We start from the raw sequence: 14,075 nt of genomic DNA, 5'->3' as shown, positions 1-14,075 counted from the left end.
GTCAGACACGCTCCGTAACGCGCTCGCCGAGGATTCCGGTCGGGCGCAGGGTCAGGAAGAGGATGAGCACGGCGAACGCGAAGGCGTCGCGCCACTGCCCGCCGACGAGCTCAGACCCGAAGGCCTCGATCAGGCCGAGCACGAGGCCGCCGAGCATGGCCCCGCGGATGTTGCCGATCCCGCCGATGACGGCCGCCGTGAACGCCTTGAGGCCGATGATGAAGCCCATCAGGAAGTCGATCTTGCCGTAATAGGCCCCCGCCATCACTCCGGCGGCTCCGGCCAGCGCCGAGCCGATGAAGAAGGTGCGGCTGATCACGGCGTTCACGTTGACTCCCATCAGCAGCGCTCCCTTCATGTCGAGGGAGATCGCCCGCATCGCGCGGCCGGTCGAGGTGCGGCGGATGTAGGTGTCGAGCGCGATCATGAGCAACCCGGCGATGATCATCAGCACGATCTGGGGCAGGGTCACCCGCGCGCCCAGCACCAGGAACACGTCGCCGGTAAGCCGGATCGGGAATCCCCTGGGGTTCGGACCGGCGATGGCGGCGATGCCGTACTCGAGTGTGAAGGAGGCGCCCACCGCTGTGATGAGCACGGCTAATCGCGGGGCCCCCCGCAACGGTCTATAGGCGAGGCGCTCAATAACCACGCCGACCGTGCCTGTGATCACCATGCTCAGCATCATCACGATGATCAGGGCGAACAGCCCGAGCGAGGTGGCGAGTCCGCCGAACGACGCGAGCACGGCGAACCCGATGAAGGCTCCCAGCATGTACAGGTCGCCGTGGGCGAAGTTGAGGAGCTTGATGATGCCGTAGACCATGCTGTATCCCAGCGCGATCAGGGCATAGAACGAGCCGACGAAGAGCCCGTCCCAGATGATTTGACTCATGAGGTACCTGTCCAGTGAGGGGAATACGACGGATGCCGCGGCCGGGTCTCAGGGACGCCGGCCGCGGCATCCGTCAATCAGACGATCAGGACAGGGAGTCCTCGAGGATGAACTTGCCGCCCTCCATCTTGAGGATCACGAACCCGCCGTTGGAGAGCGTGTGCTCGTCAGTGAACTCCAGCGGGCCGGAGAACATGTCGAAGCCGCTGATTCCCTCGAGCGCCGCGATGATCTCGTCACCGTCGGTGCTTCCGGCGGTCTCGATCGCCTCGGCGGCCAGACGCACCGCGTCGTACGACTGCGTCGAGTACGGGCCGGGAGCGGCGTCGAACTCAGCCTCGTAGTTCGCGATCCATTCCTCGGCACCCTCGAGGGTGTCGGGGGTCGGCGTCATCGTGGCGAAGACGCCTTCGGCCGCGTCGCCGGCGATCTCCGCGAGCGTCGCGTCGGCGCTGCCGTCAGCGACCATGATGTCGCCGGTGTAGCCCGCCTGGCGGAGCTGGTCGACGATCAGGCCACCCTCCTGGTAGTAGCCGGTCCAGTAGACGATCTCGGCGCCGGAGCCGGTGATGTCGCGCACGACGGCGGAGTAGTCGCTCTCACCCGCGTTGACCGAGGTGTTGAGCACGACCTCGGCGGTGCCGTCCTCGGTGATCTGCGACTCGGTCTCGGTGGTGATGTCGGTCGAGTAGCTCGTGTTGTCATCGACCAGGGCGACCATGGTGTAGCCCGACTTCGTGATGAAGTCGAGGGCCGCGGTGGACTGCTGGAGGCCGGTGCCGTTGATGAGGAACACGTTGTCCAGGCCCTCGCGCACGAGGTCTTGGGAGTTGGCGGCGGGAATGATCATCGGGACGTTCGCGCCACCGAAGATCGGCAGCTGTGGCAGCGTGGCGCCGGAGCAGTATCCGCCGACCGAGACGACGACCTCGCTCGAGACGAGCTTGTTGGCGCTCGCGACCCCCTGCTGGGCGTCGCAGGCCTCGTCCTCGACGAGGAGTTCGAGCATGCGTCCGTCGAGGATTCCGCCGGCGTCGTTGATCTCGTTGACGGCGAGCTGGGCGCCGTTCTCCATATACGCGCCGGTGGGTGCGCTGCTGCCGGAGATCGGGATGACCATGCCGATCTTGATCGGGCCGGCTTCCGCTTCGCCGTCGGGCTCGGAGTCGCCGCCGAGCAGTCCGCCGCTGCATGCTGTGGTGGCCAGCAGCACGGCTGCGGCGATGCCCAGTAGGGCTGTAGTGCGCCTGGGGGTTTTCATAATCTGCCTCTCCTTGGGTGGGGACACTCCGCGGGTGCCTCCACCGAATGCTTCGCCAGGAAAAGCTCAGCTTGGGAGCAGCACCGCTCCAGTAAAATATGACATGGCACTCTTTCGTGTGTCAAACACTAGAAGGTCACGATTTGGCGGCGGGCCGCCACCGGCCGAACCCGCAGAGCAGGGCCTATTCGGCGGGTGTTTCCGCCCACCAGGCGAGCACGTGACCAAGATGGGCGACCGTGAGCTTCTCGAGCGCTTCGGCGTCGCCGGACTCGATCAGGTCGAGCATCTGGTGGTGCTCCTTGGCCGAGACCGACAGCTCGGGACTGTGCGCCATCCTGGCGAGATTCACCATGCGGGTTTGCGACCGAAGCTCACGAACGAGCGTGACGAGCCGCTCATTGCCATACTCCGCGATCAGCGCGAGATGGAAGTCGCGATCGGACTCGATGAACTGGGTGAGCTCGGCAGCCTCCGCATGAGCGCCGATTTCGTCGGCCATCGCGCGCCACGTCGGCATCCGGGCGGGCGGAACCTTGCCCGCGAGTGCCGCCGTCGCGGGCGCCTCGAGCAGCTGACGGAGCTCGACGATCTCGCGCAGGTCCCGAAGGCTCACCTGGGTCACCCTGAACCCCTTGTTGCGCACGGACTCGACAAAGCCGCGCTGCTCGAGGTCGAGCATCGCCTCGCGGACGGGGGTCGCCGACACCTCGAACTCCGTCGCGAGCGCCGGCACCGAGACGAGGGTGCCTGGCGCGAGCTCGCCCGAGATGATCGCGGCCGACAGGGCCTCGCCGATCCGGTCGCGCAGGCTCGCCGTCTTCTCGACCTTGCGGATCGTCGACACGCTCATCTGGGTTCCCGCTTTCGGCGACGAGCTCGATTCTCGAGCGTTCGTGGATAGCATCATGATATGTGGCATATTACGAATTCCGTGAGGACGATCGACTATCACACGGCGGGAGAACCGTTCCGGATCGTCGTGGAAGGCACCCCGGAGATTCCCGGCTCCACCGTCGCCGAGCGTCGAATGGCCGCGAGCGGCACCCCCGAGATCGACGCGGTACGCCAGTTCCTCTGCCAGGAGCCGCGCGGCCACGCCGACATGTACGGCTGCTTCGTGGTGCCTCCCGATGACGACGGTGCCGACTTCGGCGTGCTGTTCTGGCATAAGGACGGCTACTCGACCGCGTGCGGCCATGGCACAATCGCGCTCGGCGTCTGGGCGATAGAGACCGGACGCGTCAGGTCGGACCCGACGGGCGAGACCGCCGTGACGATCGATGTGCCCTCCGGTCGCGTCGTCGCCAGGGTGACCCAGGTGAACGGCGTGGTGATCGGGGTCGTATTCGACAACGTCGAGTCCTACCCCATCGCCCGCGGCGTCGAGGTGGAGACCTCGCGAGGCCGGGCATCCGTCGACCTGAGCTATGCCGGTGCCATCTACGCGAGTGTCGAGGCCGACACCCTCGGCCTGTCTGTGACGCCCGACAACTACCCCGAGCTCATCGCGGTCGGGCGCGAGATCAAGTGGGCGCTCAACGACCACTCGCTCGCGCGGCACCCGAGCGATGCCCGGCTCAGCGGCGTCTACGGCACGATCTTCTACGACGACCTCGGCGACACGGCCGACGGTCCGCACCAGCGCAACGTGACGGTCTTCGCCGATGGGGAGGTCGACCGGTCGCCGTGCGGCTCCGGCACCGGGGCGCGGCTCGCTCTCCTCGCCGCCTCAGGACGACTGGCTCCAGGGCAGACACTCACCCACGACTCGATCATCGGAACCCGGTTCCTCGGGCACGCGACGCCGGCGCCGGATGGCACTGACCGGCGCGGCATCCTGCCGACAGTCGAGGGGATGGCGTACCAAACGGGCGAGCACCGCTTCACGCTCGACCCGAGGGACCCGATCGGTACCGGGTTCGTGCTCCGATGAGCGGCACCGAGGCCCGGGCGGGTGGCACGGCCGGCCCCCCGTGGATCTCGGCCGAGCAGGTGTTCGGGCGGGTCGGCTTCGGCGACGCCGCCGCGGCCCTCGGCCGAGCACTGAAGCAGGGGCTGGAGCCGGAGAGCGACTTCGCCCGCAGCATCCTCGCTGTTGCCCGCGGGCAGCTGCTGATCATGCCCAGCGCGTCGAGCGAGTTCGTCGGGGTCAAGATCGCGACCGTTGCGCCGGGTAATCCCGCGCTCGGTATGGAGCGCATCCAGGGCGTCTACCTGCTCATGGACGCCGCCACCCTTGCCCCCGTCGCCCTCATCGACGGGGCCGCACTCACGACGCTGCGCACTCCCGCGGTGTCCGCGGCGGCGGCCGACCTCCTCGCACCAGAGGTCGTCGACCATCTCGTGGTCTTCGGATCCGGTCCGCAAGCCTGGGGACACGTCGAGGCGATGCGGGCGATCCGCACGATCGGGCGGGTCACCGTTGTCGCCCGCGACCGGGGCAAGGCCCACGCCTTCGCTGCGCGGGTGTCGGCGGGAGTGCCCGCGGCGGTTCCTGCCCGGTCGGATACCGACGGCGTCACCGCTGGATCGGTCGGCATCGCAGCGACGGTCGGCTCGGCATCCGACGTGCGCGACGCGCAGCTCATCATCTGCGCGACGACCGCGCGTGCGCCCCTCTTCGACGGCTCCCTCGTGCCCGTCGACTCCTGCACGATCGCGGTCGGATCGCATGAGACGGATGCCCGCGAACTCGACTCCGCCCTCATCGGGCGAGCCCAGGTTGTCGTCGAAGACATCGCGGTGGCCTTGCGCGAGGGCGGCGACGTCGTCATCCCGATCGGTGAGGGGATGATCGACGCCGACCATCTCGTGCCGCTCGCCGCAATCGTCACCGGTGCCGTGCCGGTCGACCGCGGCCGGCCGCGCGTGTTCACTAGCTCGGGCATGTCCTGGGAAGACCTTGTCATCGCCGCGGAGGTCTATCGGCGCGGCTGATCGCCGAGGCGCGAGGGTAATGGCCACACGTCTCCTGGGGTACACCCGCGCCCATTTCGGGGTACATTTGCGCCACTAGGGGGACAAGTGGGGTACAAAAGCGCCCAACCTCTCGCGCTTGACCCCCATTCGGGGCTAAAGTTACGAACTTCGTGGTTCTCCCGACGATGCCAGCGCAATGACTGCCCCGGCACGGGATTGATACCCCGCCACCGTAATCCCCCACCGACGTCAAGAACGCCGTCATCGCCCCCCAGCCTCATGACGTGCGCCCCCGCGTGCCTCTGTGGCGGATCGGATCCACTGAACGCATGGCTTTTAACCGCACTCAACGCCCGTACCGCGGGCCGCGCCGCACCGAACGCGAGCCTCTCCCCAACCGTGTGGAGAACACCGCTGTTCACTCTCCGACCCTCGTTCTCTTCGTGCTCATGGCCACGATCGGCGTGCTCGGCTACACCTGGTTCCTGCTGAACCCCGACAACCGGGGCGACTGGCTGCCCTACGCGCTCGTCATCACCGCCGAGTTCGTGCTCGTCACGCAGGCGCTCGTCTCGATGTGGACGATCCTGTCCGGCGGAAGAGACCCGCGCGACTTCTCCTTCCACCACGCGCAGGAGCGCCTGTTCGACGGCGAGTCCGTCGACGAGCACAACCTCGAGGATCACCCCCAGTACTGGCCGATGATGCTCGAGGAGCAGCCCGTCGGAGTCGACGTGTTCATCACCGTCTATGGCGAGCCCGTCGAGAAGATCCGTAAGACGGTGGTCGCCGCTCTCGCCATGCGCGGCGAGCACACGACGTGGATCCTCGATGACGGACGCTCGGATGTCGTGCGGGACCTCGCCGAAGAGGTCGGTGCCCGCTACGTTCGTCGGCTCAGCAGCAACGGCGCAAAGGCTGGCAACATCAACCACGCTCTGACCCTGTCGAACGGCGAGTACTTCGCTATCTTCGACGCCGACTTCGTGCCGGAGCCGGAGTTCCTCTACGAAACCGTGCCGTTCTTCGTCGACGAGAAGCTCGCCTTCGTGCAGACCCCCCAGGCCTATGGCAACATGCACAACCTGATCTCGCGCGGTGCCGGCTTCATGCAGTCGGTGTTCTACCGGTTCATCCAGCCGGGCCGCAACCGATTCAACGCCGCGTTCTGCGTCGGCACCAACGTCATCTTCCGCCGCACCGCCATCAACGACGTCGGCGGCATGAGCACAGACTCCAAGTCCGAAGACGTCTGGACGTCGCTGCGCCTGCACCAGGCCGGCTGGAAGTCCGTCTACATCGCGGTGACGCTCGCGACCGGCGACGCCCCCGAGACGATCGAGGACTACACGAAGCAGCAGCTGCGCTGGGCATCCGGAGGATTCGAGATCCTCATGCAGTCCAACCCGCTCAGCCCGCGCGTGCGCCTCACCGCCGACCAGCGCCTGCAGTACTTCGTCACGGCGACCCACTACCTCGTCGGCATCACGCCGCTGCTGTTGCTGATGGTTCCGCCGCTCGAGATCTACTTCGACCTGCGGCCCGTGAACCTCACGGTCACGTGGCTGACCTGGGCGCTGTTCTATCTGGGCTTCTACGGCCTGCAGATCCTGCTGGCGTTCAACACCATGGGCTCGTTCCGGCTGGAGACACTCGTGATGGCCACCGTGTCGTTCCCCATCTACATCCGCGCGTTCATCAACGTGTTCGCCGGGCGGGAGCAGAAGTGGCACGTCACAGGGGGCAGCGCCAAGCGGTCGTCCCCGTTCAATTTCATCATTCCGCAGGTGCTCGTGTTCCTGTTCCTGGTGCTGACCTCAATTGTCGGCGTCTATAAGGACTACATGCACCAGACGCTCACCCTCGCGACCGGCTGGAACCTTACCAACACCATCGTGATGGGCGTGTTCATCATCGCCGCACTGCGCGAGCCGCGGGCCATGCGCCTCGCGGCATCGCGAAACGAGGCCGACGCCCGCGACGCCGAGGAGGAACGGGAAGCCTCGTCCGGCCGTGCCCGCCTCAACCCCTACTTCGGCCGGGCTGAGTACCTGACGGTGCGCCCCGACGCGGAACCCGCACTGGCCGGTCGCCGCGCCGACGCCGACATCCCGACCGCGACAGCGACAGCGACAGCGACAGCGACAGACCCCACCCTCACTTACCCCACCCGGAGGAGCCTCAAATGACCTGGTCCAACCGATTCAGACTTCTCGGCGGGGCACTTTTCGTGCTCATCATCGTCGCCGCCGCCACCATGGTCTTCACCCAGCGTGAGGGCCAGGTCGCCAGCCGCACCGCCTCATTCGAGGCCGTCTCCTACTCGGTCGGCTCCGACTACGCCGGAACCGTCACTGAGCAGTTCGTCGAGGAGGGCGCCGCCGTCGCCAAGGGCGACAAGCTCCTGAGCGTGCAGAGCGCGACCCTGCTGAACGCGCTCAAGTCAACGCAGGGCGTGCCCGAGAACACGGCCTATATCGTCGCCGACGACGGCACCCTCACCCTCATCGCAACCGAGCCGGGGATCCTGTCCAAGGTCGAGGCCCAGGTCGGCGGATTCGTCGGCGCAGGACAGACGCTCGCCACGGTCGAACGCGACGAGTCAATCTTCGTGCTGGCCGACTTCATCATCGACCCGTACAACTTCACCCGCATCGAGGACGGCGCGAGGGTCGAGATCGTGCTGCCCGACCACGAGCGCATCGAGGCGACCGTGGCCAAGAAGTCCGTCGACACTGTCGACGGCAACGCCAACGTGCAACTCGAGGTCACGAGCAAGGAGTTCATCGTGGGCGACATGGACGGGCTCGTCGCGAGCGGCACCCCGGTCACCGCGATCCTGCACCTGCGCGAAGAAGGCCCGCTCGCGGGTATCAAAGACTCCCTTTATCGACTCCTGGAACAGGTGGGCATATGACTCCGAGCGTGACGAAACGGTCCATCAGCGGGGGCATCGCCTCGGGCCTCGCCATCGCGCTCCTCGCCGGCTGCACCACGGGTGAGGGAGACAGCAGCACGAGCTCGGGATCCGGGGAGAGCATCTTCCCCGACTCCCGCATGCAGAGCCTCGTTGACGGCATCGTGCAGCGCAGCGTTGCCCCGGCCCCCGAGTCGCGGCTGGCTGAGGGACTGCTCCCGCCGACGAACCAGTGGTTCTCCGGCCTCGTGTTCGGCGAGGAGCCCCTGCCGGTGTTCCCACTGCCGCTGTCATTCAACCTCACCGAGCCCGGCTTCGCATTCGGCCTGCCCGAGGTGACGACCGGCGCACAGACGATCAGCGCGCCGTTCACCCCGTCGATCACGGTGGATGCCGGTGCCGCCGCGAGCGAGATCAGCGCCTACGACGAGGCTTCGGTCACGATCGACCAGCTCGACTCCGACGGCGAGCCGATCGGTGCGGTCACCATCGCCCAGGGGTCCCCACTCGTGAGCTTCACGGCCGAGCAGGACGTCGAGCTCAAGCTCGGCGCACCGTTCGAGGCCGTCGACGGCGAGCTCGCTTCGGCGACCGTCGCCGACACCGAGTACGGCCTGACGACCGCCGGCGAGCTCGACGGATCGACCCTGGCTTTGGCTGGCGGCGAGACCGCAGTGTGGTTCGCGGTGCCCGAGGATGGCGACATCGCCGAGCTCGCAGCATCCGCCGCCCCGGTCGAGTCGACAAGCATCGAGTACGCCGTCGACGGCGAGACCGCCTCGACGACGCTCGGCTACCGCGCCGACGGCGACACGCTCATCGCCTCGATGCCGCACCAGCAGGCATCCGACGCGGACGCCGGCCTCGGCAGCTACGAGTCCGCGTACGGCACCATGACCCTCCAGTCCAGCACGAGCCTGTCGTGGACCTCGCCGGCGATCGAGCCGAGCGCGAGCGTCGATATCAGCACTCTTGACGACGACCAGCGCGCGACACTCGCCGAGCAGGTCAAGAAGGACGCCGCGGGCGAGATCGACCTGCCGGCCGACACGTACTTCGGCGGCAAAGCGATGTACCGCCTGGCCAACATCCTCGACCTGGCCGAGCAGCTCGGCGACGAGGAGTCGGCCGCGGTGCTGTCCAAGCGCCTGAGCGGCGCCCTCGCCGAGTGGATGGAGCCGGGCGGATGCGACGAGCGCGAGGAACGCTGCTTCGTCTACGACCCCGAGGGCAAGGGAATCGTGGGCCTGGCGCCCTCGTTCGGCTCCGAGGAGTTCAACGACCACCACTTCCACTACGGATACTTCTTCTTTGCGGCATCCGTCGCGGCGAAGTACGACGACACCCTGCTCGAGAAGATCGAACCGGTCATGACGCTGCTCGCGGCCGACGTCGCCACGAGCGGCGACTCGACCCTGTTCCCCGAGCGCCGGGCGTTCGACGCCTACGCGGGCCACTCGTGGGCATCCGGGTACTCGCCGTTCGCCGACGGCAACAACCAAGAGTCGAGCTCCGAGGCCGTGCTCGCGTGGAACGGGCTCGCCCTCTGGGCCGCAACCACCGATGACGCCGCGCTCGAGACGCAGGCGCGCTGGATGCTGGCCGCCGAGGCCGACTCCGCGAATGCCTACTGGACCAACTTCGACCGCTCGGAGAGCGTCTACGACGGCTATGAGCACTCGATCGCTCCGCTGAACTGGGGGGCCAAGCGCGACTATGCCACATGGTTCAGCGCGGAGCCGGCCGCGAAGCTCGCGATCATCGCACTGCCGATGAGCCCGGCCTCCGAGTACCTCGGCACCGACCCCGAGCGGGTCGATGAGAACGTGGCCGCGGCCACACCGGGCGGCTTCGACGTGCAGTACGGCGACTGGCTGCTCATGTACGCGGGACTCGGCACCGCCGACAACGCCGAGCTGGTCAGCGCGGCCAAGTCGATGCCCGAGGAGCTGCTCGACGACGGCAACTCGCGCAGCTACATGCTCGCGTGGTTGATGACGCGGTAACGGGCACGACGTCGTGCCGGGTCACGATATCGCGTCGAGTACGGAGTTGTGGTCCCTCGTCAGGCCAGGTCAACGGCCACAACTCCGTACTCGGCGCAGTTTCAGCTAGCCTGCCGCCGTGCGCCGACTCCACAGGCATCCCGTCGGCATGCAGCAGGCTGTTGCACCCGTCGCGGTCCACGACCCGGTCGGGCCTCATGATCGCGGCCTTCGGCGCGTGCACATGGGCAGGTGCCGACTCGGGGGGGGGCGTCATCACCATCAGCTCTCCCGACGAGATCGAACGACCGGACGGCCCGGCAGCGTGTTTCCAGCTGGCAGCCTGGCTAGGAATGGGCGCGTGCACGCAGTGCCGCGAAGGCCGTGACGAGGGCACCGGCCGCGGGGATGAGTGCGGCGATGAGGAAGGCACTCGGGATGTTCGCAGCCCCGACAATGAGCCCCAGCAGCACCGGCCCTCCGCCGAAGGCCAGATCCAGGAAGATGCTGACCGTGCCGAACGCCGCCCCGCGCTCGGATGGTTCCAGCCCGCGGGCGATGGCGGCGAAGAACGCGGGCGTCACGAAGGCGACCCCGACCGCCATGACCGCTGCGCCGGCGAAGAGACCAGGGACATTGGGAACCAGACCGGTCGTGGCCATGCCCACGGCGATCAAGGCGAGCGCCGCCGATGCCAGCCGGAACGGTGCCACCCGATCGGGGAGTTTCGCAAAAACGATCCGGCAACCGACCACGATGAGTCCGAACAGGAGCAGGACCGGACCGGTGTTCGGCATGGCGAGCTCGTCGCGCCCGTAGATGGCGACGAAGGCCAGGAAGCCTGCCATCGCCACCACTCCAGTGAACAGCCCGGCAGATTGCCACACCACGCCGCGGTGGATGAGGATCATCGGACCGCCATCGGCATCCGGAACCCGGCCGGTCACCGGCAGGCGCAGCGCGAGCAGCGCGGCGGCCAGCGACAGCGCAGCGGCCCCGATCCAGGCCACTGGGAAGCCGCCCATGTCGAGCAGTAACTCTCCGAGCAGCGGACCGAAGGCAATGCCCAGGTACAGCGCAAGCGAGTTGAAGCTGAGCGCCTCGCCCTCGCGGCCACGAGGCGCGAGGTCGGCGAGCATCGCGAAACCGGCGACGAAGAAGAGCGCCTCTGCGACCCCGAGGACCAGACGAAGGACGATGAGGACCAACAGGTCGGTGACCATCGTGTGCGCGAGGATGACAGCCGCCGCCAGGATCGCTCCGACGAACAGGAGTGGGCGCCGTCCGCGTCGATCGGACTCGCGCCCGCTCCACGGCCGGAGGACGAGCGATGTGACGCTGAACGCGCCGACCGCGATCCCGACGCCCACGGGATCGGCACCCAGAGGACCACGTGCAAAGAGCGGGGTGACGAGGATCAGCATCCCCTGCGACGTGAAGTAGGCCAGGTCCGCGACGGCGAGCGCGATAAACGGCCCCGTGAAGAGCCGGGACTCGGCCGCATCGAAGCCCCCGGGTGTCAGCGGGTCAGCGGGCTCGACCATCGCACCATTTTACGGCAACGGTTTACTCCCGCCGCAGTCGTATTCGATCCAGTTCTGGGCAGGGAAACGTGCCCGGCGTCAGGCCACCGCAGCGTCGGACGCTGTCGCCCGGGACTGTACCGTGAAGACACCTGATCGAACAGGGGTTCCATTGTGCAGGGCGGCTGGGCGCCGCTGCTGTCACAATTCGTTCTGAGACCCAAGTTCCTGCACCTCACCTGGAGGCCCCCGTGGTCGACGGCACCAAAGACTCCCCCTGGCAGCTCACGACCGCGCCGGGCACCTCGCAGTACACGATGTATGTGGACGGCGACGAGCTCGTCTGCCAGGTGAGCTCCACCACCCTGAAGTACCACGCGCGCGCCATCGACGACCTGCACGCGTGGCTCGCCGAACAGGGCGACTGGGTGCCGCTCGGTGCCGCGGACGAGAAGAAGGCGGTGACCGAGGGCACCGTTGAGGCGTGGGGGCGCTCGGCCAGTAACCCCGTCGGCGGGTGGTACGGGCTGCGCAACGGCTACCGTGGGCGCTTCGGGATGTACCTGCCGCCACTGCTCGAGCACCTCGGGACCGTCGAGCTCACCCACGACCCCCGGAACAATTCGGTGCGAGCGCTCTGATGCGCGCGGTGCCGTGAGCGCCGAGCATCCGGTGACGGACTGGTCGCCGCTCGAATACCTCGAGCGCACGCCGAGCGGTCGCTCGACGCGATCGCGGAGCGGCTGTGGTACTTGCGCGCTCCGTCTCCGCAACAGTTTGAACGGATTCTGCCGCTGCCGTTTGTCCACCTCATCATCAACCTGAGCGAGCCCTCTAGGGTCCGCCAGCTGGATGGCGTCACCGTTGCCCAGCGCGTCGAGGGTGCATTCGTCGCCGGAGTTCAGCACACGGTGCTGATCAACGAGAACCCCGCGGTGCTGCACCACGTCGGGATCCGGTTGCGGCCCAGTGGGCTGATCGCGCTCACCGATCACAGCGTGGGACATGAGGTGCTAAATGCCGAACCGCTGATGCCCGGCATTACAGCACTTCGGGCCTCGATTCTGCGGGCAACTGCGGCCGTCGAAGCTCTCGACCCGGTAGAGACTCAGCTCCGTGAGTGGATACGACCCGAGTGGTCGCGCCACCCCGCCCTCGAGCGCGCCCTGCGGATGATTGACGACGACCCGAACCTGCGCATCGCCGACGTCGCACGCACGGTCGGCATCTCGGGCAAGGCGCTGATCAACCTCTTCACGATGCACTGCGGCATCACCCCCAAGCGATACGCGGAGGTGGCTCGGCTGCACCGATTCGTCAACTCGATTCCTTCGCGGGCTCCCATCCCGACCTGGACCGAGCTCATCGCCGAGACCGGATACTACGACCAACCCCATTTCATTCACACCTTCACACGCTTCACCGGCCAGACTCCACAGCGGTATCTCGAATCGGTGAGGAACACCGTCGGCGCGGCGCCCTCGTTCCTGCCTACCAGGTCGATCGATACGGGTTAGTTTTCTACAATCGCGGGCGACGTGCGCTGGAACAGACTCAGGATCCGGCCCTGAGGAGTAACCGTGGACATCGTCATCAACCCACTCGCTGTTGCACTCGCCGCGCTCTCGACCTTCATCATCGGCGGGCTCTGGTACTCGCTGCTCTTCGCGACAAGGTGGCAGCGGGCGGCAGGCGTCACCGATGAGACCCTGCGCAGCGGGTCAGCGCGAGTCTTCATCGGATCGTTCTCTCTCGCCCTGGTCATGGCCGCGAGCCTCGCTGCGTTCATCGGGTCCGGCGGCACGGTGTTCGGAACTTCCGCCGGGTTCGCGGTCGGCGTCACCTGGGTTACCGCCGCGTTCGGCATCAACTACCTGTTCGAGCGGCGACCGGTGAGCTTGTTCCTCATCAACGCGTCCTACAACATCGTGGCCTTCACGATCATGGGGGCCATCATCGGTGCAGTGCAGGGCTGACGAAGCCTAGCCGCGCTGCACATCGGTTCGTGCCAGTGCCGGTGGGCTAGAAGAGTCGACCGACCGATGCGAGGCCGGCGCGAAGTAGTGCGCCGCGCCCGCCCTCCATCTCGGCGGCAATGGCGTCGGATGCGGCATCCGCGGGGCTCATCCACGTGAGCTCGAGGGCATCCTGGCGCGGATCGCACGAGCCGGTGACGGGCACGACGTAAGCGAGCGACACGGCGTGCTGGCGGGCATCGCTGAACTGCGTGCCCGGAAACGGAAAGTACTCGGCGACCGAGAATGGCACCGTGCTCGCAGGTAGCAGTGGGAACGCCATCGGCCCGAGGTCCTTCTCGAGGTGGCGGAAGAGCGCGTCGCGCAGCGATTCGCCGAACATCACGCGACCGGAGACTAGGGTGCGGGTCATCGCGCCCGCGGAGTTCGCGCGGAGCAGGATGCCGACCTCGGTGATCTCTCCGAGCCCGTTGACGCGCACTGGCACCGCCTCGACGTACAGCAGCGGGAGGCGGCGTCTGGTTTCGGCCAGCTCCTCGTCGGACAGCCAGCCGGAATTCGGGTCGGGTGTGCCTACTGAGCTCATGCTTCATTCT

At 67.1% G+C, this 14,075-nt stretch carries 13 protein-coding genes; 8 read left to right on the top strand and 5 right to left on the bottom strand.

The features are described from left to right. Position 1 precedes the first annotated feature (1 nt). The 3 genes from BHD05_RS04410 to BHD05_RS04400 all read right to left on the bottom strand — a co-directional run bounded on the left by BHD05_RS04410 (position 2) and on the right by BHD05_RS04400 (position 3,066). Positions 2 to 895, bottom strand: a complete 894-nt coding sequence (locus tag BHD05_RS04410; RefSeq protein ID WP_161885357.1) for a branched-chain amino acid ABC transporter permease — start codon at positions 893 to 895, stop codon at positions 2 to 4. 85 nt (positions 896 to 980) lie between these two features. Beyond that, positions 981 to 2,156 (bottom strand): branched-chain amino acid ABC transporter substrate-binding protein, encoded by a 1,176-nt coding sequence (locus tag BHD05_RS04405; RefSeq protein ID WP_161885356.1) that lies wholly within the window; start codon positions 2,154 to 2,156, stop codon positions 981 to 983. Positions 2,157 to 2,340: 184 nt separating this feature from the next. Beyond that, positions 2,341 to 3,066, bottom strand: a complete 726-nt coding sequence (locus tag BHD05_RS04400) for a GntR family transcriptional regulator (protein WP_202614288.1) — start codon at positions 3,064 to 3,066, stop codon at positions 2,341 to 2,343. Between the two features lie 24 nt (positions 3,067 to 3,090). Here BHD05_RS04400 and BHD05_RS04395 point away from each other — a divergent pair, with 24 nt between their 5' ends. The 5 genes from BHD05_RS04395 (at position 3,091) to BHD05_RS04375 (ending at position 10,001) form a co-directional block, all read left to right on the top strand. Next, positions 3,091 to 4,092, top strand: a complete 1,002-nt coding sequence (locus BHD05_RS04395; protein ID WP_236966646.1) for a proline racemase family protein — start codon at positions 3,091 to 3,093, stop codon at positions 4,090 to 4,092. After that, positions 4,089 to 5,096: an ornithine cyclodeaminase family protein gene (locus BHD05_RS04390; protein WP_161885354.1), complete on the top strand. Its 1,008-nt coding sequence runs from the start codon at positions 4,089 to 4,091 to the stop codon at positions 5,094 to 5,096. The genes BHD05_RS04395 and BHD05_RS04390 overlap by 4 nt, the downstream gene beginning before the upstream one ends. 311 nt (positions 5,097 to 5,407) lie before the next feature. Beyond that, positions 5,408 to 7,267, top strand: a complete 1,860-nt coding sequence (locus tag BHD05_RS04385; RefSeq protein ID WP_161885353.1) for a glycosyltransferase family 2 protein — start codon at positions 5,408 to 5,410, stop codon at positions 7,265 to 7,267. Continuing rightward, positions 7,264 to 7,995, top strand: coding sequence for a biotin/lipoyl attachment domain-containing protein (locus tag BHD05_RS04380; protein WP_161885352.1), 732 nt, complete (start codon positions 7,264 to 7,266; stop codon positions 7,993 to 7,995). Before BHD05_RS04385 ends, BHD05_RS04380 begins: the two co-directional genes overlap by 4 nt. An 8-nt stretch (positions 7,996 to 8,003) precedes the next feature. Continuing rightward, positions 8,004 to 10,001, top strand: a complete 1,998-nt coding sequence (locus tag BHD05_RS04375) for a glycosyl hydrolase (protein ID WP_161885351.1) — start codon at positions 8,004 to 8,006, stop codon at positions 9,999 to 10,001. Between the two features lie 326 nt (positions 10,002 to 10,327). Here the strand turns inward: BHD05_RS04375 and BHD05_RS04370 are convergent, their stop codons facing one another. Continuing rightward, positions 10,328 to 11,524, bottom strand: a complete 1,197-nt coding sequence (locus BHD05_RS04370; RefSeq protein ID WP_161885350.1) for an MFS transporter — start codon at positions 11,522 to 11,524, stop codon at positions 10,328 to 10,330. 230 nt (positions 11,525 to 11,754) lie between these two features. Here BHD05_RS04370 and BHD05_RS04365 point away from each other — a divergent pair, with 230 nt between their 5' ends. From BHD05_RS04365 to BHD05_RS04355, 3 genes are all read left to right on the top strand, one after another. Continuing rightward, positions 11,755 to 12,144, top strand: a complete 390-nt coding sequence (locus BHD05_RS04365; RefSeq protein WP_161885349.1) for a DUF6855 family protein — start codon at positions 11,755 to 11,757, stop codon at positions 12,142 to 12,144. Between the two features lie 111 nt (positions 12,145 to 12,255). After that, the gene (locus BHD05_RS04360) at positions 12,256 to 13,020 is read left to right on the top strand and encodes a helix-turn-helix domain-containing protein (protein ID WP_161885348.1); all 765 of its coding nucleotides are present in this window, start codon (positions 12,256 to 12,258) and stop codon (positions 13,018 to 13,020) included. 63 nt (positions 13,021 to 13,083) lie between these two features. Continuing rightward, positions 13,084 to 13,479, top strand: a complete 396-nt coding sequence (locus BHD05_RS04355) for a DUF1761 domain-containing protein (RefSeq protein WP_161885347.1) — start codon at positions 13,084 to 13,086, stop codon at positions 13,477 to 13,479. A 46-nt stretch (positions 13,480 to 13,525) separates the two neighbouring features. On the opposite strand, the gene BHD05_RS04350 is transcribed toward BHD05_RS04355, so the two are convergent. After that, positions 13,526 to 14,065, bottom strand: a complete 540-nt coding sequence (locus BHD05_RS04350; protein WP_161885346.1) for an NUDIX hydrolase family protein — start codon at positions 14,063 to 14,065, stop codon at positions 13,526 to 13,528. Between the last annotated feature and the right edge of the window lie 10 nt (positions 14,066 to 14,075).

The organism is Marisediminicola antarctica (assembly GCF_009930795.1).
Taxonomy (GTDB): domain Bacteria; phylum Actinomycetota; class Actinomycetes; order Actinomycetales; family Microbacteriaceae; genus Marisediminicola; species Marisediminicola antarctica.
Note: the sequence above shows the minus strand (reverse complement) of the source record. Positions and strands in the feature narration are given on the sequence as shown.